We start from the raw sequence: 18,967 nt of genomic DNA, 5'->3' as shown, positions 1-18,967 counted from the left end.
CACACCCACGCTGCGGGCGCGGACGGCTCAGGGCAACGCCGGCCCGCGCTTCGACGACGGGCCGCTCCGGATGGGCCGCTCCGGGACGGCGTTCGTCACCGCGGCGGACGCACCGGCGACGTGGGGCGAGTTCTACGCCGAATACCGCATCCGCGACTACGTGCGCCGGATCGTCGACCGCGGCGGGGCGGACAGCGGCTTCTGGCGCCGGTTTCGGGCCCGGTTTCGATCCCGGTTTCCTCGATCCCGACGAGGTCGCGCTGTTCGAGCGGGTCGCGGACCGGGTGCAGGACGGGACGCGCTCGGGTCACCGCAGCCCCGCTCGTCGAGGATCGACCGCGCGCGTGCACGGCGACCTCTGGGCGGGCAACGTCCTCTGGCCCGGGTGGATCGCTCCGAGCCGACGGGCGCCGTGCTCATCGACGCGAACCCGCACGGCGGCCACGCCGAGACCGATCTGGCGCTGCTGGCGCTGTTCGGGCTCTCCCCCGACTCCGAGACCGTGCTCGACGCGTACGACGCCGAGTCCCGGTTGGCCGACGGCTGGCAGGAGCGGGTGGAGCTGCACCAACTCGCCCCGCTGCTGCTGCACGTGTTCCTGTTCGGCGGGTCCTACCGCGGCTGCCGTCCGGGCCGCCCGCCGCTACCGCCTGACGGGCAGGCGCTGGCGCCGGGCCCCTGCCGGCCGGCCGGCTCGCGCCGCCCGCCCGCCCGGCCGCCCGGCCGCCGGCCGCCCGCAAAACGCAACCTCGGCGGTTGCCCGCAGCGGAACACCGCTGCGAGGAGTCGCCGTCGTTGCGTGTTGCGAAGAACGGAGTGGGCGCGAGACTCGGGGCCAGCCCTCGCGCCGGCGGACGGCGCATACTGAGCACACCGACGAGGAGGCCCACATGCCGAACGACTTCGCACGACTGCCCGGCCGACCGCGCCCCGAGGACCTGGTCGTCGAGGTCCCCGCGTTCGAGGACGACCGCCCCCAGCCGGAACCCGCACCACCCGCTGCCGCGCCGAGCTTCGTCGCGGCGACCGAGTTCGCACGCAAGCTCGCACGCGGCGCCGACCATCCGCCAGACCCAGATGCGCGCCGGAGCCTGGATCGCGGGCGTCCCGATCGCCGCGCTCGGGCGGTCATCGCCGTCGTCCAGATCCTGCTCCCGCGCTGACCCCACCGGGCGGCTGGCCGATCCCGCCGAACGGCCCGCGCGCTGTGGTGTTGCGTGCTCGGTATACCAGGCCGTAGCATCGCCCCTACCGCACCACCACCCCACAGGGCCCGACTGTCACCACCGGTCATTGCCCGCGGCGAGGCGCTCCATCGATGCAGCCTGGCCGTCCGCTACCGGCAACGCCCCATCCGGACCCGCACACGTGAACCCCCTCCTCCTTCCCGGTCTCTACGACCCTGCCCGCGAATCGAGCGACTGCGGCGTCGGTTTCATCACCCTGTCTCGACGGCACGCCGAGCCACGACGTCATCCGCAAGGGCGACGAAGCACACTGCGCGATCCACCCACCGCGGCGGCGAGCCCGCCGAGGGTGTCGGGGATCGGCGCGGGCGTCAGCATCGACCTGTCGGTGGGAGTTCTTCAGCGCGATCACCGGTCAGGAGCTCCGCGCGGGCCACTTCTCGGCGTCGCGAACTGCTTCGTGCCGACCGTGCCAGCGCCGACCAGCGCAGCCCCGGACGGCACGGACGAACGGGCTGCAGCCGAGCGCACCGTCACCGACGCCATCGAGCAGCAGGGCTTCGAGCTCCTGCTCGTCCGCGACGTCCCGGTGGACCACTCCGTCGCCCGCCCCGAGGCCGAGCAGTACCAGCTGCCGATCGTCCAGTGGGTCTTCCGCGCGCCCGACGAATGGGCCCGTGCGGAGGTCGACGCCGCCGCGAACCGCGCGCTGCTCGCGATCGAGGCCGTCTCCTACGAGCAGGCCGCCGCCGACCGCGCCGAGCACGCAGCCCTGTACCCGCTGTCGCTCAGCGCCCGGACCCAGATCCTCAAGGGCCCCTGAACCTCAAGCGAGGTCATCGGGTACTTCACCGACCTGCGCGACCCGCGCCACTCGGTGCGGACGCTGTACTTCCACACGCGCTTCTCGACGAACACCGAGCCGCACCCGACGATGGCGCAGCCGTTCCGCCTGATGGCGCACAACGGCGAGCTCAACCTAAGGACCGGGAAGAACCGCCTGTCCGACGAGGCCCTGGCCGTGCCCGCACCCGGAGCATCGTCCATCCGCCCCGGGCAGTCCGACCGGAGCCACCTCGACCAGACCCTGCAGAGCCGCGTGTTCGACGACGGCCTCGGAGATCGTCCAAGCCGTGGTCTCGCTGATGCCGCCGGCGTGGGAGAACGACCGCACGCTGACGCTTGACGTGCGCGACATGCTCGAGTACTTCTCGCTGTACGAGGAGAAGAACGACGGCCCCGCCGCCGTGATCTTCAGCGACGGCGACGTCGTCGGTGCCCGACTCGACCGCCTGGGCCTCCGCCCGCTGCGCTCGGTGCAGACCGCCGAGTACCTGATGGTGTCGTCCGAGGCCGGCCAGGTCGAGTTCGACGCCGACGAGGTCGTGCACCGCGGGCGCATCGAGGCCGGCGGCATGCTCGTCGTCGACCACCGCACCGGCACGCTCATGCGCACCGACGACGTCCTGCGCATGCTCGCCGACCGTCGCGACTACAAGACCCTGCTCGACGCTGCCCGCGTGAACCTCGACGACCTGCCGGCGCAGGAGTACCACCGCACGACGAGCACGCTCGGCTACGACGGCGACCTGTCGCTGCAGGGCCGGTAACGTGGCGTACTCGCTGAACCAGGAGAGCTTCCAGTTCATGCTCGACCCGGATGCTGCAGAACGGGTCCGAGCGCATCTCGGCGATGGGCTACGGCAACACGATCGACGCCCTCAGCGACACCGAGGAGCAAGCGCATGGCGAAACCGTGTCTCGACAGCGCTTCGCCCAGGTGACGAACCCGCCGCTCGACTCGATCCCTCGCGAAGCCGACGGCATGAGCATGCGCGTGACCCTCGGCAGCAAGCCGGACGGCACGGGCAGCGGCACCGGCATGCCGACCCAGCGGCTCGTCGTGCAGTCCCCGGTCCTCGGACACCTCGACATGGTGCGCCTGCGCGACCAGGACATCGTGCCGCTGGAGCCGCTTCGACATGCTGTACACCCCGGTGCTCGGCGACGAACGGGGCCAACGCGGACGCGATGCGCGCCGCCGTCGACGCGCTCTGCGACGCCGTCGAGCAGTTCGCGAAGGCCACCGGCGGCATCGCCGTGGTTACCGACCGCGAGGTCTCGTCCACCGCCGCGCTCCCGCCTGATCCTCGCCGTGGCCGCCGTGAACCAGCGGCTCACCGAGACCGGCCTGCGGCTGCGGGTCTCCGTCGTCGCGGAGTCCGGGCAGCTGCCGTCGATCGCACCACGTCGCGACGGCGCTGGGCTTCTGGCGCAGCCGCGGTGTACAGCCTGTCCCGGGGGGGGGGGGGGGGGGGGGGGGGGGGGGGGGGGGGGGGGGGGGGGGGGGGGGGGGGGGGGGGGGGGGGGGGGGGTCTGCGTGCGGAGGAGAAGTACCCCGCTGCGCCGGCACCCGCCGGGAACTGACCGCGACGGACCTGGCACTCAAGCAGTTCCGGAAGGCGGCCGAGAAGGCCCTCGCGAAGACGATGGGCCGCGTCGGCCTGTGCACGGCCGAGAGCTACATCGGCGGCGAGTTCTTCGAGCCGAACTACTTCTCGACACCCGCGACGACCTGTTCGCCCGGGTCTTCCCGCAATGCAGGCACCCGTCGGCGGGGTCGGTTTCGCCCGCATCGCGCAGGCGGCGACGGACTGGCACGAGCGCGCCCGCACGGTCGAGTCCGAGGGCCAGGTGCCCCTGCTCGGCCTGTTCAAGGGGCGCTCGGACGGCGCCGAGGAGCACTCGTTCGGCGTCGCCACGTGCGCGGCTTCGGCGGGAGACCGAGGAGCGCCTTCCTGGCCTTCAGCGCTCAGGCGACTCGGACGCGTTGCGCCTGCTCACGCTCGGCCAGCTCGACGACTCGTTCGGCATCACCGACGCCGCGTACCGCAACACCGGGTACGACCGGCTGAGCGACGCCGAGATCGACGCGCACCGGATCACGCCGGGCTACGTCACGTTCCTGCAGACCACGCACGACGAGCGTTCCCGCCGCCCCGCCGCGCTCCGCTGACGTGCTCGCGCGCTTGCCGGACGTCACGGGCATCGACGAGGCAGAGGACTTCGCCCGCGAGCTCGGCCGCTTCGCCACCACCGGCAACGCCAGCAGCCACGGTGCGCGGACTGTCCGGCCGCGTCCGTCGGACGACCAGACCGCCGAGGAGCGGCTCGCTTCCGCCCTGCAGCTCACCTCGACGGAGACCACGGGTGCACTGCGCCACGCGGCCCTCGCGGACGGGCTCGCGCTGCTGCACCAGGGCCCTGGTGGACGTCGACACCGTCGACAAGACCCCGTGAAGACGCTCCGCGCCACCGGCCCCGCGGTCGATTTGCTCGCCCTGCTCGAACGCGCCCCGGCGAGCGTCGCTACGCTCGACGAGGTCCAGCCGGCCCACGAGATCAGCCGGACCCTGGCGTCCGGCGCGATGAGTCACGGGGCGCTCGTCGCCACCGCGCACGAGGCCGTGGCCCACGGCACGAACATGGTCGGCGGCATGTCGAACAGCGGTGAGGGCGGCGAGCACCACTCGCGCTACGGCACCATCCGCGGCTCGCGCATCAAGCAGTTCGCCTCGGGCCGGTTCGGCATCTGGGCGGGCTACCTCGCCGACCCGATGCTCGAGGAGCTCGAGATCAAGATCGGCCAGGGCGCGAAGCCCGGCGAGGGCGGTCAGCTGCCCGCGCCGAAGGTCACGGTGGACATCGCCGCGGCCCGTGGTGGCACGCCCGGCGTCGAGCTCATCTCGCCGCCGCCGCACCACGACACGTACTCGATCGAGGACCTCGCGCAGCTCATCCACGACTGCAAGGCCGCCCGCGTCCGGGTGATCGTGAAGCTGGTGTCCTCCGAGGGCATCGGCACCATCGCGGTCGGCGTCGCCAAGGCCGGCGCGGACGTCATCAACGTCGCGGGCAACACCGGCGGGACCGGAGCCGCGGCGGTCACGAGCCGAAGTACGCCGGGCGTTCGGCGGAGATCGGCGTGGCCGAGGTGCACCAGGCCCTCGTCGCGAACGGCCTGCGCCAGAAGGTCACGCTGCGCTGCTCCGGCGCGCACCAGACCGGCAGCGACGTCGTCACGAGCGCGCTGCTCGGCGGCGACAGCTTCGAGTTCGGCACGACCGCGCTGATGATGCTCGGCTGCGTGATGGCGAAGAACTGCAACGTGAAGTGCCCGGCGGGCCTCACCACGAACGCCGAGGCGTTCGAGGGCGACCCGCGCGCGCTCGCGCAGTACCTGCTCAACATCGCCCACGACGTCCGGCAGATCCTCGCCCGCCTCGGCCTGCGCTCCCTGCGCGAGGCCCGGGGCCGCACCGACCTGCTGCAACTCCTCGACCACCCGGCGAGCGTCGGACGGCTCGACGTCCGTGCCCTCCTCGCGCAGGTGCCCGAGAAGGTCGTCGCCGACCCGGAGTACCTCGAGAAGGACTTCCACACCGACGACGCGCTGCTCGAGCGGGTCCGCACGGCCCTGGTCGACCACGCGCAGGAGCACGTCCTCGTGCACGGTGTGCTGCTCGGCAACGCGGACAAGTCGGTCGGCGGCCAGCTCGGCATCGACCTGGAACGCCTGCTCAACCACGAGCTCGGCGCGGACGACGTCGCCGGGCTCCCCACCATGACCACCGACGACCGTGGTCGTCGTCGCCTGGTGGACGGCGCGGTGACGATCCGCACGCAGAAGGTCGGCCGGGCAGTCCTACGGCGTGTTCAACAACGACGACTTCGTGCTCGACCACACCGGCACCGCGAACGACGGCGTCGGCGAGAGCCAGAGCGGCGGCCGGATCATCGTCCGTGCGCCGGGCGGCGGCGCGCCGAGCGAGGGCGGCAGCGTCCTCGTCGGCAACTTCGCGCTGTTCGGCGCCGCCGGTGGCCGCACCTTCGTCGAGGGCGAGGCGGGCGACCGGTTCGCGGTCTGCAACTCCGGGGCGACCGCGAGGTCGTCGAGGGCGTCGGCGACTTCGGCTGCGAGTACATGACCGGCGGCGCCGTGTTCAACCTCGGCGGGTTCGGCAAGGGCCTCGGCAACGGCATGTCCGGCGGGTTCCTGTACCAGTACGACCACTCCGGTCAGGTCGCCGAGCGCGCTAGCGCGGACTCGCTCCTGGTGTTCCCGGTCACCGACACCGCCCGCGGCGCCTTCCACGGAGGACGCCGCACGGCTGCTCCTCGAGTAGCACCTCGAGGCGACCGGCCCGCTGCTGGCCGAACGACTGCTCGCCGAACTGGGAGACCACCCCGCCACCCATGTCTACGTCGGCATGCCCCGCGCGCTCCTGCTCACTCAGGACGCCGGTGAGATCCTGGCGGCGGCGACCCGTAACGAGCTGCTCGACGAGCTGGCGACCTCGATCGCCACCGACAAGCTCCGCGCGTTCAAGGTCGACTACCGCGACCAGCGCGCCGTGCTGGGTGGCCGCGCCCCGTCGCTCGGCGACCAGGGCGACGATATGTTCTCGCTGCTGTCCTCGTGCACGGTGCTCGGCGTCGCGCAGGACCTCGCGCTCGAGCGCGTCCCCGGCGCCGCGGGGCCGAACGACCCGCAGGTGACCGAGGCGGTCCAGAACCTCATCCTCACCGAGGACTTCTTCGTGAAGCAGCGCGTCGACGAGTACCTCCGCGGCACGCTCGACCGGTTCGCGGACGACGAGCTCGCGACCCTCATCGCGATCAAGCGCCTCGACGACTACAAGCGCGCGCTCGCAGCGGAACAACCGCAGCATGGACGCGCCCGGCACCACCGGGTGGATCATGCACCACCAGAACGCCAAGAACGACGGCCGCGTTCGCGAAGGCCCGCTTCGACGAGCTGCTCGACCGCGGCATCGAGGACATCGCCCGCCGGGCACCGCAGGCCCCGACCGAGGCGGTGACCGCGTGAGCACCCTGCCCCCCACCGGCTCGCTGATCCCGGTCGACGCCCCGTTCTCCGCCGCGCAGGAGTCCTGGCTCGCCGGGTTCATCGCGGGCATCGCGGCGGCCGGCAAGAAGACCGCCGCCCCCGCGCCGACGACGACGATCGACGTGCTCTTCGGCACCCAGACCGGCAACGCGGAGTTCCTGGCCGACGAACTCGTCGCGGGTGCGACGGCCCGCGGACTCGGCGGCCGGGCAGGCGCGCTCGACGCCGTCACGCCGGAGCAGCTCGCCGGGATGTCCCACGTGCTCGTGGTCACCTCGACGTACGGCGAGGGCGAGATGCCCGACAACGCCGGACTGTTCTGGGACGCGATCCAGGCGACGACCGTGCCGCGGCTCGAGGAGCTGCAAGGTACGCGGTGCTCGGGCTCGGCGACACCAGCTACGACGAGTTCCGCGCGAGGCGGCAAGCTCCTCGACACCCGCTTCGAACAGCTCGGCGCGACGCGGATCCACGACCGCGTGGACTGCGACGTGGACTTCGAGGACCAGGCTGCGCTCTGGACCGCCGCCGGTCCTCGACCGGCTCGCTGCCGAGGCCGGGGGCCGCACCGACGGCGGGCGCGCCGCACCGGCCTGCGTCCGCCACCGCAGCCGGCGCGCCGGGGGCGAGCCGCGCCTCAGCACGGCACGGGTGCCCAGTGGAACAAGCGCAACCCGTACTGCCCGTCGCTGCCTGGTCGAGAACTGGCTGCTCTCCTCGCCGCGCAGCGCGAAGGAGATCCGGCACTACGAGTTCGACCTGGGCGACTCCGGCATCGAGTACGCGGCCGGCGACGCCCTCGCGGTGGTGCCCGTCAACGACGAGGTCTTCGTCGAGCAGCTGCTCGACCAGGTCGGCGCGACCGGCGACGAGGCGTTCGACGGTCGGCCGATCGCCGAGGTCCTCCGAGACCGACCGCGAGGTCGGACGCAGTCGAAGGACCTCATCGCAGACCTCGTGCAGCAGGGCCGCCGTCGAGAGCGAACTCGCAGCCGTCGTCTCGCACGGCGACAAGCACGGGCTCGACCGGTGGCTCTGGGGCCGCGACGTGCCTCGACCTGCTCCGCGACGCCGGCCCGGCCGCGCCGGGACTCGACGAGCCTGCTGCCGAACCTCCGAACGCTGCACCTGGGCGCGGCGAATACTCGATCTCATCGAGCCCGCTGGCGCACCCGGACCGCATCCACCTGACCATCGCCTCGGTCCGGTACGGCGAGCCCGCACCGGAATGTACGCCGGCGTGGCGTCGACGTTCCTCGCCGACCGGGTCTCCCACGGCCTGGCACCGGCTCGACGTCTACCTGCAACCGGGCGCCGCGTTCGGGGTGCCGACGGACGACAGCGCGCCGATTGATCATGATCGGGCCGGGCACGGGCATCGCCCCGTTCCGCGGGTTCCTGCACGAGCGGGCGGTCTCCGGAGCGACCGGCCGGAACTGGCTGTTCTTCGACGACCAGCACCGCGACACCGACTTCGTGTACCAGGACGAGCTCACGTCACTGCAGAAAGGAGCAGGGGTGCTGCACCGCCTCGACCTGGCGTTCTCGCGCGACCAGGCCGAGAAGGTCTACGTGCAGACCCGGATGCTCGAGCAGGGCGCGGAGCTGTACCGGTGGCTCGAGGACGGCGGGCACGTGTACGTGTAGCGGCGACGCCTCGCGGATGGCGAAGGACGATCGAGTCGGCGCTGCTGTCCGTCATCGGGACGCAGCGCGGCCGCGGCGAGGACGACGCGCAGGCGTACCCTGGCCGACATGCGGCGCGGGGAATCGGTACGTCCGCGAGTGTACCTGACCCCGCGCGCGCGCGACGGAGCGCGGTGTCCGCCGCCCCGGTGCGGAACCCGAACCACGCCGGGGCGGCGAGCGAGGAGCGTTCGTGGCCCGGGAGGCCCGGATCCAGGACTCCCACCACGTGGTTCACCCTCGACCGCGGACGTGTCCACCCCGGTCCCTGTTCCGGCGAGGACCGCAATCGCGGTAGGAGCACCGTACGTCGATGCGCGCGACGGCGGAACCCGTTGACCGACGATCGCCCCTGTGGTATTGCTCAGGCCGGGTCCCCGCCGGGGCGTGGCGGTCCTCGGACGCATCGTCGGCGTCGCCCGGCACCACGGCGCGCGACCACGCCGAGTCGTCCGCCGTGCTGGTGTCCGCCGGCTCCGGCGTCCAGGACGAGACCGGCACCTCGAGGCTCGCCGCAGCGTAGAGCTCCTCGAGCCAGCTGCGGTTGATCGACGGCACGCGGCTGCCGCCGAACTTGAAGTGGAGGCTGACGTCCGGGCAGTGCAGCCAGATGCTGCTCCGGCCGTTGCCGTGGACGACGTCGTCCTTCCACGAGAACACGAACCGGTGCTCCCGCCTGAGCATGTTCACGATGACGATCTGCAGGTTGCGAGGGCGCGGTCGTCGATCCGGAGGTCGAGGACCTCGCCGTCGTAGATGAGCTGACCCATGAGTCCTTCTACACCCCCCGGGGGGGGGGGGGGGGGGGGGGGGGGGGGGGGGGAGGGGGGGGGGGGAGGACGGACGCGCGTAACGTGCAACCAAATGGTTGTACGAATCGAACTGGAGCGACACCGAGGTCGACCGGGTCTTCCACGCCCTGGCCGACGCGACCCGGCGGGACATCGTCCGTCGCACCCTCGTCGGCGGGGCGTCCGTGAGCGAGCTCGCGGACGCGTACGCCATGTCGTTCGCCGCCGTCCAGAAGCACGTGGCCGTCCTCGAAGGAGCGGGACTCGTGACGAAGCACCCCGCGGCCGCACGCGGATCGTGCGCGCCGAACCGAGCCAGATCGACCGGGTCCGCGGTCTGCTCGACACCTACGCGGACCTCTGGCGCAGCCGGATCGACCGGCTCGACGCACTGCTCGGGGACGACCCGACGCCGATCGAGACACCCACACAGATACCAGGAGCCGATGATGCCGACCACGTCCGTCCACACCGATCCCGAGGAACCACGATGACCTCGTCGCCGAGTTCCCGGTGCCCGTCGAGCGACTCTGGGGCGCCTTCGCCGACCCGCGGCAGCTCGAGCGCTTCTGGGGCCCGCCCGGGTTCCCCGCCACCTTCACGTCGTTCGACCTGCGCCCCGGGGGTCTCGCCCACTACCGGATGACCTCACCGCAGAACGAGCGCTTCCTGTCGATGTGGGAGATCAGCGAGGTGGACGCACCCCGGCGGATCGTCTTCCGCGACCTCTTCGCGACAGAGGACGGCGACGTCGACGAGTCGATGCCGGGCAGCGAGACGGTGCTGTCGTTCGAGTCCGTCGACGCCGGGTCGCGGGTCACCGTCGTCACCGCGTTCGCGTCGTCCGCCGACCTCGACCAGCTCGTCGAGATGGGCATGCAGGAGGGCTACACGCAGGCGTTCGGCCAGCTCGACGTGGTGCTCGCCGACCTGCGGGAGTACGCGCTCCGGCAAGGGCACCGTCACCGAGCTCGTCGACGACACCCACGTGCGGATCACCCGCGCGTTCGAGGCGCCCCAGCACCTGCTCTGGCGCGCCCACACCGAGCCGGAGCTGATGCGCCGCTGGTTGCTCGGCCCGGACGGGTGGGAGATGACCGCGTGCGAGAACGACCTGGTCGTGGGCGGGTCGTTCCGGCAGGCGTGGGCACCGGTCGGCGACACCGCGGGCGAGGCGTTCGGCTTCGAGGGCGAGAACCTCGTCATCGAGCCCGAGCGCCGCATGGTCACCACCGAGCGCATGACCGGTGCACCGTTCCCCGCCAACGTCAACGACCTGCAGTTCGCCGAGGCCGACGGCGTCACCCTGATGACGCTGCTCATCACCCACCCCGACCTGGCCCAGCGGGACATGATCCTCGCGACCGGCATGACGGACGGCATGGAGACGAGCTACCAGCGGCTCGAACGCGAGGTCCTGACCGCCGCGGCGTGACCGCCAGCCGGTCGGCCGGTCGCCCGAGATCGCACTTCGGGACGCGGCCGTGCCGCGCGGACCGACCAGACTGCGATCTCACGCCCGCGACGTGGTGGCGACGGCCGGGAGGCGCGGTGCCAGCTGGCACCGCGCCTCCCGGCCGTCCGCCGGCTGCGTCTCGTGCGCGGAAGCGACAGATCGCGGCCGCGCACCACCGTCCACGTCGCGAGGGCGTCGGGGCCGGCCCGGCCGGCGGCCCGGTCAGTCCTGCGCGGTCGCCTCGTAGTGGCCGGGCACCGCCGCGCACGCCCGCGAAGCGGTACGGCGCGGAGGTCACGCGCGGACGCTCGACGTCCTCGCTCGTCGCGAGCACCGCCGGCATGCAGCTCGCGGTAGGCGTCGACCGTCAGCGGGACCCGGGCGTCGAGCAGCTCGCGCACGCGGCCCACGCGGCGGTGGTCGCGGTAGTCGGGCCGGACGATGCCGGTGATGAGCTCGCCGACGCTGCCCGAACCGTAGCTGAACAGGGCGATGCGCTCCTCGCCGAGGTCGTCGTCGAGGTCGAGCAGCGCCGCCAGCCCGATCAAGAGCGACGCCGTGTAGGTGTTGCCGGTCTGCCGGTTGTAGGTGAAGCCGATCGCGAGCTCGGACTCGTCGAACGGCACCCCGACTTGTGCTGCGTCAGCTTCCGGTGCGCCTTGATCGCCATCTTCGTGAACGGCTGGTGGTGGACGAACCGCACGATGTCCTCGTACGCCGGCCCGCCCTGCGCCGCGAGGAGTCGTCCCACGCGCCGACGAAGGCGTTCACGTACGCGCTCACCGACAGGCGGCCGTCGACCAGGGCGGTCGAGCGGTCGTTCGGACGCCAGAAGTCGTCGACGTCCGCGGTGAAGACCCCAGCGGCCGGTTCGGACTCGATGAGGTCAGGATCGGCCGCGATGAGGATCGCGGCGGCGCCGGCACCCCTGCGTGGGCTCGGCGGCGGTCTCGACGTCGTAGCGCGCGACGTCCGCGGCGATGACGAGCACCCGCTCGTGCGGCGCGCGGGCGACGCTTCGAGGGCGAGCTGCACGGCTGCGGTCCCGCCGTAGCAGGCCTGCTTCAGCTCGACGACGCGGACGTTCTGCGGCAGACCGAGCAGCCCGCTGCACGAACTTACCCCAGCGGCCTTCGACTTGTCGACACCGGACTCGGTCGCGAAGAGCACCGTGCGGATGCCCTCGACGCCGTGCCGGTCGATGATCCTGCTCTCCTTCGCGGCTGCCGCACCCATCGTGACGATGTCCTCGTCGGCGGCGGGCACGCTTGAACAGCGCGTCCTGCCCGATGCCGACGTGGTACTTCTCGCCGAGGTCGACGCCGAGGCGCTCGGCCAGGCTCATCTGAGCTTCGAGGACGTGGTGTCCGGTCGCGATCGCGATGTCGTGGATGCCGACGGAGAGCGGCTGCGGCGCGGTCATGCTGCTCCCCCTGCGGGCTTTCGCGCCCCGGCGTTCCATGGCGACATGCGCGGCCATCCAGTTCGCCCGGGTTGAGGGTCTGCGCGGCGAGCAGCGGAGAGCTCCCCGCAGAGGACGGTCGCGGCACACAGGGCGGCCAGGCGTCGGGCGTTCGGCTCGGGCCCGCTCCTGTCGGCAGCCGAGGCGCACCAGGAAGCGTCCTCCACGACGGGCAGGTCGCCGCCCTTGCCGTTGCCGACCGTGCCGACGGAAGACGAGTGCGGGAGCGAGGTCGCGAAGTACAGGTCGCCGTCGCGGTCCTCGGCGCTCGTGATGCCCTGGGACCCCTCGACGATGTTCGCCGCGTCCTGCCCGGTGGCGAGGTAGAACCCGAGCAGCATGTTCGCGTAGTGCGCGTTCGCGGAGCGGATGGCCCCGGCGATGGTCGAGCCCACCAGGTTCTTCAGCGACGTTGAGCTCGGCGATCCGCGCGGCCGACGCACCGATACAGGCGCTTCTCGACGATCTCGCCCGGGATGATGATCTCGGCGATCGTGTTCCTGGGCCGCGACTACGGATGCCGTTCACCGCGGTGGCCTTCTTGTCGGTGCAGAAGTTCCCGGAGACGGAGACGTACCGCAGGCCCGGCTCCCACGCGAGAGATCGCCGGCGCGCTTGCTCGCCGCCTGCGTCACCATGTTGTGCCCGGAGGCGTCGCCCTCGTGAACGCGAAGCGCAGGAACAGCAGGTCCCCGACGATCTCCGGGTGCACCTCGATGAGCTTCGCGAACCGGCTCTTGCCCGGCGACGATCTGCTCGAGCTCGTCCTGCCGGGCGAGGACCGCCCGGTCGGCCGAGGGTGTGCGGCGGCCGCGCTGTCGGCACGGACCACGACCGAGCGGGTCATGCGCTCGTCGACGACGGTCGAGACGATGCCGCCCTCGACCATGCGCGAGACACGAGCGGCCGCGGCCGACGGACGGCCAGAGGGGCGACTCGTACGTGGCGAGCGGCACCTCGTGCTCGCCCTCCACCGCGTTGCCGCTGATGCGGATCGGCCCCACCCACTTCGTGGGGATCGGGGTCAGCAGGTCAGTCATCGACGCTCCCTTCTTGAGCGCTTGCACCGCCGACGCTGAGGTGTTCTGATGTCGTGCGCCTCCCAGGCGCGGTGGATACCGGCGAGTCCGGTCTCCGCCGGGACGACCGCGATGCCGCAGTCGCCGCCGCCGGCACCGGACGGCGCGCCGCCCCGCCCGCGGCCTCGACGACGTCGCACAGGGTGGCGAGGCGTTCGGTCTCGATCTGCGAGCCGACGGACGCGCCGAGGCGCTGCAGCAGCCCGCGTGCACGGCGGAGCGCGCCGAGCGTGCGGTCCGCGTCACCGGTCTGGAGGCCCGTGGTCAGGTCGTCGACGCAGGCCCGGCTCTCGTCGAGGAACGCCTGGTACCCGCCGTTGCGGTGCCGGCGGACGACGCCGACGAGCTTCGTGGTGGACGCCGGCGAACCGGTCCACCCGACGAGGAGCTCGAGGTTCTCCGGCGCCGGGAGGCGCTGGACGTCGAACCCCTCCCAGTGCCTCGGCGTCGCCGAGGATCTCGGTCACGCTGCGACGGTCGAGCTGCGCGGCCAGGCGCTCGCGGTCCGGCGCGCTGCTGTGGCGGAGCCAGCCGCCGAAGGTCTTGCCGCGAGGTCCCCGCCGGACGCGCGCGGGTTCACCCGGATCGTCGCGAGCAGGGCGACTGGAACCGCTTCCGCTGCGAGAGCCCGAGGCCGTAGAAGCGGTCGAGGGCACCGACCGTCGCGACGGTGACCGCCGCGGACGACCCGAGGCCGAACTTCCGGCCGCTGGCGTCGTCGAGCTGGCTGTGGATCCGCAGGTCGTGGAAACGAGGCGGCGATGCCCTGCTCGCCGCGGAGCTTCTCGACCAGGTCGATCGTCGCCATCACGTAGTCGTAGGGGTGGTGCTCGGTGTCGAGTGCGATGCCGTCCTCGGCGCGGGTCCAGGTGAGCGGCAGGTGCCCGTACTCCTCGGAGTACATGCTGCCGGCACCGTGGCCCTCGGTCACCCGTGCCGTGATGGCGCGGTCGAGCGCGATGAGCACGGACGGCTGGCCCGGCTCGACGACGGCGTACTCGCCCGCGACGAACAGGCTTGCCGTGGGCACGGAACTCGATCACTCTCGGTGCGCTCCTCCTGGTCGGGGCGGCGCCCGCTCGGGCGTCCCCGTTCCTTCGGAGCGGACCACGCGCGCGGGCGGGTCCAGTGCCGGACTCGATGACGTCGCCGAAGCCGGACAGCGCGGACGCGACGGCGGACCGGTCCTCGGGCTTCGTCAGGACGACGACGTTGGGTCCGGCGTCGGCCGTGGCGTACGCCCTCGACCCCGGATGCGCGCAGTTCGGCGACCGCGTCGAACACCGCGACGCTGCGGGCGTTCAGGTAGCGGATCGGGGGGAACACCCTCGATGGTGGCGTGCATGCGGAGCGCGTTGCTCTCGGTGAGCTCGCCGATCCGGGTGAAGTCGCCGGCGGCACACGCGGTGAGCATGTCCCCCACCGTCTCGGTCGTCGAGGTCACCCAGGCCGGGTAGAACGGCGAGGTCGCGATGGTGCGGCGCATGGCCTCGCGCGAGCCGATCGGCTTCGGGTCTCCGCGTCGATGGTCACGACGACCATGGCCATCGGCGGCGCGGGGATCGGCTCGGCGTAGGAGCCCCGGCTTCCATCACCGGCGTGCCAGACCGCCACGCCACCGGGGATCGACCGGGTCGCCAACCCGATCCGCGCCGGGCGAAGCCGGGACAGGTCGCGCGGGGAGAGGTCGAGCCCGTAGGCCGCCGACGCCGCGGTGGCGAGGGCGGCGAAGCCGGAGGCGCTCGAGGCCAGACCGGCGCCGGTCGGCACGGTGTTCTCCGAGACGACGCTGGCGCGCGCGTCGCTGTCCGGCAGCTCGCGCACGAGGTCGAGGAACTGCTGCACCCGTACCAGGGCGCTTTCGTCCTCGACGACGCGACCGTTCAGGGTGAACGCGTCACGTGCCTCCAGGCCGACCCGCGACCCACCGTCCACGGTGACGGTCGTCGTCGTCGGGAACACGTCGAGCCCCATCGAGACGCTGCCCGTTAGCGGGCAGCGCCGAGCGTCGCGTCCGCCTTGCCCCAGTACTTGACGAGGGCGATGTTGGGGGTGCGCGACGGCGGTGAGCGGTCATCAAAGCGCGGTCTCCGATCGTAGTGGTCCAGTGTGGCTGCGGCACCTGCCGCCGCGCAGCGCGGCGGCGATGCGCTCCGCGTGTTCGCCGTCCGAGGGCGAGGGCGAGGACGCATCCGCCGCGCCCACCGCCGGTGAAGGCTTCGCGCCGAGGGCGTCCGCGGAACGTGCGGCGTCGACGAGCCGGTCCAGGTCGTTGCTCGACACGTCGAGTGCGGTGAGGAGTCCGTGCGCGGCGTCCATCGTGGCACCGAGCGCCTGTGCGTCGCCGTCCACGAGTGTCCCCCGTGCGCGGCGGGCGAGTCCACCGATGCGGTCGACCACCTCGTCGACGGCGGCCGGGTCGGCGTCGTGGCGAGCGCGCACGGCCGCGACGGCTTCGCGGGTGTGCCCGGGGGACCCCGGTGTCGGCGACGACGAAGGTGAACCGGGCCCCGAGTTCGACCGGCTCGATGCGGCCGCCCTCGAACCAGACGGGGGCGTCCGCGACGACCCCGTGGGCGTCGAGTCCGGAGGGACGCCCGTGGGCGACCCGTTCACACTCCTGGATGAGCTCGTGGTGGGTCTCCACGTCGAGCGTCTCGCCCAGGGCATCGGCGACGGCGGCGGTCACGGCGGCGGCGACCGCGGCGCTGGAGCCCATGCCGCGGGCGGTCGGCACCTCACTGTCGACGCGGACGTGGAACTGCTGGTCGGTGCTGCCGAAGTGGCGGAGCGTCGCGGTGACGGCGGTGACGGTCGGCATCACGGCGGCGGGGGCGAGGTCGAGCGGGCCGGTGTGCACCGCGGACTCGAGGTGGTGGCCGGGGCGGTCGTGCCGGTGCCGGTGCTCGCCGCTGCTGGCTCGATGGGTGTCACGGTGGCGACGACCCGGGCGTCGAGGACCGGCAGCACGAGAGCGGGGGCGCCGTAGACCACGGCGTGCTCCCCGATCAGGATCGTCTTGCCGTGGGACGACGCCCTACCGGTGCGGCGGGTGTCGCCGGCTCCAGTGGTCGCTGGGTTGTCGAGGTCGTTGCTGGTCATCGTGGGTCACGTCAGCCTAACCGGCTCGCACCACGCAGCGCCCGCCGGTCCCGAACGCGCAATCCTGGGACCGTGCTCCGGGAGCGCGTCGCACCATCGGGGTCGACCCGAACCGAGGAGCCGCGATGTCGCACGCCCACCGCCCGGAGGCGCCCCGCCAGACCCTGCTCGCCGACGTCGCACGCGCACTCGGCCCTACCCGAGCCGCAGGTCGACGTCACGGTCACGGGCGTCGCGCTGGCGACCACCGACGTCCGGCCGGGTGTGCTCTTCGCGGCGCTGCCGGGGCGGCACGGTCACGGCGCGGACCACGGCGGGACGGCGCGGGCTGCCGGGGCGGTCGCGGTGTTGACCGACCGGGCCGGCGAGGCGGCCGCGCTCCGCAGCGGTCTCCCCGTGCTCGTCGTGCCCGATCCCCGCGCCCGACTCGGCGACCTCGCACGGCTGCTCTCCGGCACGGCGACGCTGCCGTTCACGCTGTTCGGCGTCACCGGGACGAACGGGAAGACCTCGACCGTGCACCTGCTCGACGCCCTGATGCGCCGGCTCGGGTGGCGGACGGCCCTGAGCTCGACCGTCGAGCGCCGGGTGCCGGGTTCGGCGGTGCCGAGTGTGCTCACCACCCCGGAGGCACCGGAGCTGCACGAGTTCCTCGCCCGCGCAGCCGAGCTCGGGGTGCAGGGCGCGGCCATCGAGGTCAGCGCGCAGGGACTCACCCGCCACCGCACCGACGGGGTCGTCGTCGACGTCGCCGGCTTCACGAACCTGTCCCACGACCACCTCGACGACTACCCGGACATGGACGCGTACCTCGCGGCGAAGGCGCTGCTGTTCACCCGGAGCGGTCGCGCGCGGGCGTGGTGTCGCTGGACTCTGGGGCCGGACGGCGGATCGCGGCGCAGGCGAGCGTCCCGGTGACGACGATCTCGACGGACCCCGCTGCCGGTGCGGACTGGCTGGTGCGGGTGCTCGACCAGCGGCCGGACGGCAGCCGAGCAGTCGTGAGTGCGCCGGACGGCGCCGCGTTCACGCTCGACGTCCCGCTGCTCGGCGTGCACATGGTGGCGAACGCGGGATTGGCGATCGCGATGCTGGCGAACGCAGGGGTCCCCGCCGGCGCACTGCTCGAGGCGACCTCCGGCCCGCTCGACGTCGAGGTCCCCGGGCGGATGGCCGACGCCTCGGCCGCGACCGGCCCCCGTGTCTACGTCGACTTCGCGCACACGCCGGACGCGTTCGACAAGAGCCTCTCGGCGATCCGGGCCTTCGCGACCGGCCGGGTGGCCATCGTCCTCGGTGCCGACGGCGACCGCGACGTGAGCAAGCGGCGGGCGATGGGGACGGTCGCGGCGTCGGCGGCGGACGTCGTGGTCGTGGCCGACCACCACCCCCGGTACGAGGCTCCGGAGCCGATCCGGCGGGCGATCCTCGACGGCGCCCACGCGGTGGTCGCCAGCGCGTCCGGAACCGGGTCGTCCGCTCCGCTCGTCCTCGAGGTGCCGGAGCCGGCCACCGCCGTCCGCCGCGCCCTGGACGAGGTCGGGGAGGACGGCGTCGTGTACTGGGCGGGTCCGGGGCTCACCGACTACCGGGACGTCGAGGGGACGCACGTGCCGTACTCGTCGTTCGAGGACGCACGCGCCGCGCTGGCCGAGCGCGGGCGTCCCGGGGCCGCGTCAGGAGCGGAGCGCGCGTACTAGGTTGTGCACAACTCGGTTGCGTGCAATGCTTGTGCCATGCCCGTGACCGACGAGATGGTGTGCTTCTCCCTCTACGCGGCCTCCCGTGCGACGACCCAGGCGTACCGGACACTGCTCGAGCCGTGGGGCTGACCTACCCGCAGTACCTCGTGCTCGTGACCCTGTGGATCGAGGGCGACCAGACCGTCTCCAGCCTCGGCGACCACCTGCAGCTCGACTCCGGCACGCTCTCCCCCTGCTCCGCCGCATGGAGCAGGCCGGACTCGTCCGCCGCGAGCGCCGCAGCGCCGACGAGCGCGTCGTCACGGTGACCATCGGTGAGCGCGGGACGGCCCTCCGTCCGGAGCTCGCGCACATCCCGGCCCGGATCGCCGCCGGGATGGGACTGTCCGACGAGCAGGCCGCGACGGAGCTCATCGCCACGCTGCACCGGCTCACCGAGACCATGCACGCCACCACCACCGTCGCCGCGGCCGCTGACGCCCCGCGCGACGTCACGGCCTGACCGACACCTCACGCGTCTCCGAGTCCGTGAACTGTCGCTCAGCGCGAAGGAACGGCTCGCACCACGACGAAGACCACACTGACCCACG

Annotated in this window: 22 protein-coding genes and 7 pseudogenes; 18 read left to right on the top strand and 11 right to left on the bottom strand. The window is 72.6% G+C overall.

What is annotated here, in order from left to right; genetic code table 11:
- Window positions 1–70 precede the first annotated feature (70 nt).
- The 12 genes and pseudogenes from ACZ8AI_RS07310 (at window position 71) to ACZ8AI_RS07255 (ending at window position 8,745) form a co-directional block, all read left to right on the top strand.
- Window positions 71–868 (top strand): fructosamine kinase family protein, encoded by a 798-nt coding sequence (locus ACZ8AI_RS07310; protein ID WP_464857665.1) that lies wholly within the window; start codon window positions 71–73, stop codon window positions 866–868.
- Between the two features lie 22 nt (window positions 869–890).
- Window positions 891–1,163, top strand: a complete 273-nt coding sequence (locus tag ACZ8AI_RS07305) for a hypothetical protein (RefSeq protein ID WP_464857663.1) — start codon at window positions 891–893, stop codon at window positions 1,161–1,163.
- Window positions 1,078–2,373, top strand: a pseudogene (locus ACZ8AI_RS07300) (class II glutamine amidotransferase domain-containing protein). The gene ACZ8AI_RS07305 and the pseudogene ACZ8AI_RS07300 overlap by 86 nt, the downstream one beginning before the upstream one ends.
- Window positions 2,321–2,797, top strand: coding sequence for a hypothetical protein (locus ACZ8AI_RS07295; RefSeq protein ID WP_464857661.1), 477 nt, complete (start codon window positions 2,321–2,323; stop codon window positions 2,795–2,797). The pseudogene ACZ8AI_RS07300 and the gene ACZ8AI_RS07295 overlap by 53 nt, the downstream one beginning before the upstream one ends.
- Window positions 2,798–2,847: 50 nt before the next feature.
- Window positions 2,848–3,078: pseudogene (locus tag ACZ8AI_RS07290) on the top strand (glutamate synthase central domain-containing protein); the annotation flags it as partial.
- A 370-nt stretch (window positions 3,079–3,448) separates the two neighbouring features.
- A complete protein-coding gene (locus ACZ8AI_RS07285) occupies window positions 3,449–4,102 on the top strand; it encodes a glutamate synthase central domain-containing protein (protein WP_464858115.1) in 654 nt (217 codons plus the stop codon).
- A 102-nt stretch (window positions 4,103–4,204) separates the two neighbouring features.
- Window positions 4,205–5,418, top strand: a pseudogene (locus tag ACZ8AI_RS07280) (FMN-binding glutamate synthase family protein); the annotation flags it as partial.
- Between the two features lie 393 nt (window positions 5,419–5,811).
- Window positions 5,812–6,495 (top strand): GltB/FmdC/FwdC-like GXGXG domain-containing protein, encoded by a 684-nt coding sequence (locus ACZ8AI_RS07275; RefSeq protein ID WP_464858114.1) that lies wholly within the window; start codon window positions 5,812–5,814, stop codon window positions 6,493–6,495.
- Complete coding sequence (locus tag ACZ8AI_RS07270) at window positions 6,458–7,069, top strand: hypothetical protein (protein WP_464857659.1); 612 nt, start codon at window positions 6,458–6,460, stop codon at window positions 7,067–7,069. Before ACZ8AI_RS07275 ends, ACZ8AI_RS07270 begins: the two co-directional genes overlap by 38 nt.
- Before the next feature lie 4 nt (window positions 7,070–7,073).
- Window positions 7,074–7,538 (top strand): annotated as a pseudogene (locus ACZ8AI_RS07265) (flavodoxin domain-containing protein); the annotation flags it as partial.
- Between the two features lie 211 nt (window positions 7,539–7,749).
- Window positions 7,750–8,289: a hypothetical protein gene (locus ACZ8AI_RS07260; RefSeq protein WP_464857657.1), complete on the top strand. Its 540-nt coding sequence runs from the start codon at window positions 7,750–7,752 to the stop codon at window positions 8,287–8,289.
- A gap of 165 nt (window positions 8,290–8,454) precedes the next feature.
- Window positions 8,455–8,745 (top strand): hypothetical protein, encoded by a 291-nt coding sequence (locus tag ACZ8AI_RS07255; protein WP_464857655.1) that lies wholly within the window; start codon window positions 8,455–8,457, stop codon window positions 8,743–8,745.
- Window positions 8,746–9,018: 273 nt separating this feature from the next.
- Here the strand turns inward: ACZ8AI_RS07255 and ACZ8AI_RS07250 are convergent, their stop codons facing one another.
- Complete coding sequence (locus ACZ8AI_RS07250) at window positions 9,019–9,729, bottom strand: DUF7882 family protein (RefSeq protein WP_464857653.1); 711 nt, start codon at window positions 9,727–9,729, stop codon at window positions 9,019–9,021.
- Here ACZ8AI_RS07250 and ACZ8AI_RS07245 point away from each other — a divergent pair.
- From ACZ8AI_RS07245 to ACZ8AI_RS07235, 3 genes and pseudogenes are all read left to right on the top strand, one after another.
- Window positions 9,653–9,981, top strand: a pseudogene (locus ACZ8AI_RS07245) (ArsR/SmtB family transcription factor); the annotation flags it as partial. The gene ACZ8AI_RS07250 and the pseudogene ACZ8AI_RS07245 overlap by 77 nt on opposite strands.
- A 107-nt stretch (window positions 9,982–10,088) precedes the next feature.
- Window positions 10,089–10,439: pseudogene (locus ACZ8AI_RS07240) on the top strand (SRPBCC family protein); the annotation flags it as partial.
- A 124-nt stretch (window positions 10,440–10,563) separates the two neighbouring features.
- A complete protein-coding gene (locus tag ACZ8AI_RS07235; RefSeq protein ID WP_464857651.1) occupies window positions 10,564–11,010 on the top strand; it encodes an SRPBCC domain-containing protein in 447 nt (148 codons plus the stop codon).
- Here the strand turns inward: ACZ8AI_RS07235 and ACZ8AI_RS07230 are convergent.
- The 10 genes from ACZ8AI_RS07230 to ACZ8AI_RS07185 all read right to left on the bottom strand — a co-directional run bounded on the left by ACZ8AI_RS07230 (window position 10,968) and on the right by ACZ8AI_RS07185 (window position 16,674).
- Window positions 10,968–11,657: a hydroxymethylglutaryl-CoA synthase gene (locus ACZ8AI_RS07230; RefSeq protein WP_464857649.1), complete on the bottom strand. Its 690-nt coding sequence runs from the start codon at window positions 11,655–11,657 to the stop codon at window positions 10,968–10,970. The two genes, ACZ8AI_RS07235 and ACZ8AI_RS07230, sit on opposite strands and share 43 nt — an antisense overlap.
- A gap of 16 nt (window positions 11,658–11,673) precedes the next feature.
- A complete protein-coding gene (locus ACZ8AI_RS07225; protein ID WP_464857647.1) occupies window positions 11,674–12,297 on the bottom strand; it encodes a hypothetical protein in 624 nt (207 codons plus the stop codon).
- Between the two features lie 153 nt (window positions 12,298–12,450).
- On the bottom strand, window positions 12,451–12,888 hold the full coding sequence (locus tag ACZ8AI_RS07220; RefSeq protein ID WP_464857645.1) for a hypothetical protein: 438 nt from the start codon (window positions 12,886–12,888) through the stop codon (window positions 12,451–12,453).
- Window positions 12,889–13,017: 129 nt separating this feature from the next.
- On the bottom strand, window positions 13,018–13,533 hold the full coding sequence (locus ACZ8AI_RS07215) for a hypothetical protein (RefSeq protein ID WP_464857643.1): 516 nt from the start codon (window positions 13,531–13,533) through the stop codon (window positions 13,018–13,020).
- A gap of 281 nt (window positions 13,534–13,814) precedes the next feature.
- A complete protein-coding gene (locus ACZ8AI_RS07210; RefSeq protein ID WP_464857641.1) occupies window positions 13,815–14,039 on the bottom strand; it encodes a hypothetical protein in 225 nt (74 codons plus the stop codon).
- Window positions 14,036–14,602: a hypothetical protein gene (locus tag ACZ8AI_RS07205; protein WP_464857639.1), complete on the bottom strand. Its 567-nt coding sequence runs from the start codon at window positions 14,600–14,602 to the stop codon at window positions 14,036–14,038. Before ACZ8AI_RS07205 ends, ACZ8AI_RS07210 begins: the two co-directional genes overlap by 4 nt.
- Window positions 14,603–14,770: 168 nt before the next feature.
- The gene (locus tag ACZ8AI_RS07200; protein WP_464857637.1) at window positions 14,771–15,058 is read right to left on the bottom strand and encodes a hypothetical protein; all 288 of its coding nucleotides are present in this window, start codon (window positions 15,056–15,058) and stop codon (window positions 14,771–14,773) included.
- Window positions 15,013–15,546: a GHMP family kinase ATP-binding protein gene (locus ACZ8AI_RS07195; protein ID WP_464857635.1), complete on the bottom strand. Its 534-nt coding sequence runs from the start codon at window positions 15,544–15,546 to the stop codon at window positions 15,013–15,015. The genes ACZ8AI_RS07200 and ACZ8AI_RS07195 overlap by 46 nt, the downstream gene beginning before the upstream one ends.
- Window positions 15,470–16,432: a mevalonate kinase family protein gene (locus ACZ8AI_RS07190; protein WP_464857633.1), complete on the bottom strand. Its 963-nt coding sequence runs from the start codon at window positions 16,430–16,432 to the stop codon at window positions 15,470–15,472. The genes ACZ8AI_RS07195 and ACZ8AI_RS07190 overlap by 77 nt, the downstream gene beginning before the upstream one ends.
- Window positions 16,393–16,674: a hypothetical protein gene (locus tag ACZ8AI_RS07185; protein WP_464857631.1), complete on the bottom strand. Its 282-nt coding sequence runs from the start codon at window positions 16,672–16,674 to the stop codon at window positions 16,393–16,395. Before ACZ8AI_RS07185 ends, ACZ8AI_RS07190 begins: the two co-directional genes overlap by 40 nt.
- A gap of 72 nt (window positions 16,675–16,746) precedes the next feature.
- Here ACZ8AI_RS07185 and ACZ8AI_RS07180 point away from each other — a divergent pair, with 72 nt between their 5' ends.
- The 3 genes and pseudogenes from ACZ8AI_RS07180 (at window position 16,747) to ACZ8AI_RS07170 (ending at window position 18,879) form a co-directional block, all read left to right on the top strand.
- Entirely contained in the window at window positions 16,747–17,592 is an 846-nt protein-coding gene (locus ACZ8AI_RS07180; protein WP_464857629.1) for a Mur ligase family protein, read from the top strand.
- On the top strand, window positions 17,589–18,374 hold the full coding sequence (locus ACZ8AI_RS07175; protein WP_464857627.1) for a glutamate ligase domain-containing protein: 786 nt from the start codon (window positions 17,589–17,591) through the stop codon (window positions 18,372–18,374). Before ACZ8AI_RS07180 ends, ACZ8AI_RS07175 begins: the two co-directional genes overlap by 4 nt.
- Before the next feature lie 36 nt (window positions 18,375–18,410).
- Window positions 18,411–18,879: pseudogene (locus ACZ8AI_RS07170) on the top strand (MarR family winged helix-turn-helix transcriptional regulator).
- The last annotated feature ends 88 nt before the right edge of the window (window positions 18,880–18,967 follow it).

It is taken from the genome of Curtobacterium sp. AC273, assembly GCF_979253735.1.
Note: the sequence above shows the minus strand (reverse complement) of the source record. Positions and strands in the feature narration are given on the sequence as shown.

Coding starts and splice junctions, on each gene's coding strand:
- ACZ8AI_RS07310 (WP_464857665.1), top strand. CDS start 71: ATGGGCCGCTCCGGGACGGCGTTCGTCACCGCGGCGGACGCACCGGCG.
- ACZ8AI_RS07305 (WP_464857663.1), top strand. CDS start 891: ATGCCGAACGACTTCGCACGACTGCCCGGCCGACCGCGCCCCGAGGAC.
- ACZ8AI_RS07275 (WP_464858114.1), top strand. CDS start 5,812: ATGACCACCGACGACCGTGGTCGTCGTCGCCTGGTGGACGGCGCGGTG.
- ACZ8AI_RS07270 (WP_464857659.1), top strand. CDS start 6,458: ATGCCCCGCGCGCTCCTGCTCACTCAGGACGCCGGTGAGATCCTGGCG.
- ACZ8AI_RS07255 (WP_464857655.1), top strand. CDS start 8,455: ATGATCGGGCCGGGCACGGGCATCGCCCCGTTCCGCGGGTTCCTGCAC.
- ACZ8AI_RS07250 (WP_464857653.1), bottom strand. CDS start 9,729: ATGTCCCGCCGGGTCGCGTCGGCCAGGGCGTGGAAGACCCGGTCGACC.
- ACZ8AI_RS07215 (WP_464857643.1), bottom strand. CDS start 13,533: ATGACTGACCTGCTGACCCCGATCCCCACGAAGTGGGTGGGGCCGATC.
- ACZ8AI_RS07200 (WP_464857637.1), bottom strand. CDS start 15,058: ATGCGCCGCACCATCGCGACCTCGCCGTTCTACCCGGCCTGGGTGACC.
- ACZ8AI_RS07195 (WP_464857635.1), bottom strand. CDS start 15,546: ATGGGGCTCGACGTGTTCCCGACGACGACGACCGTCACCGTGGACGGT.
- ACZ8AI_RS07185 (WP_464857631.1), bottom strand. CDS start 16,674: ATGACCAGCAACGACCTCGACAACCCAGCGACCACTGGAGCCGGCGAC.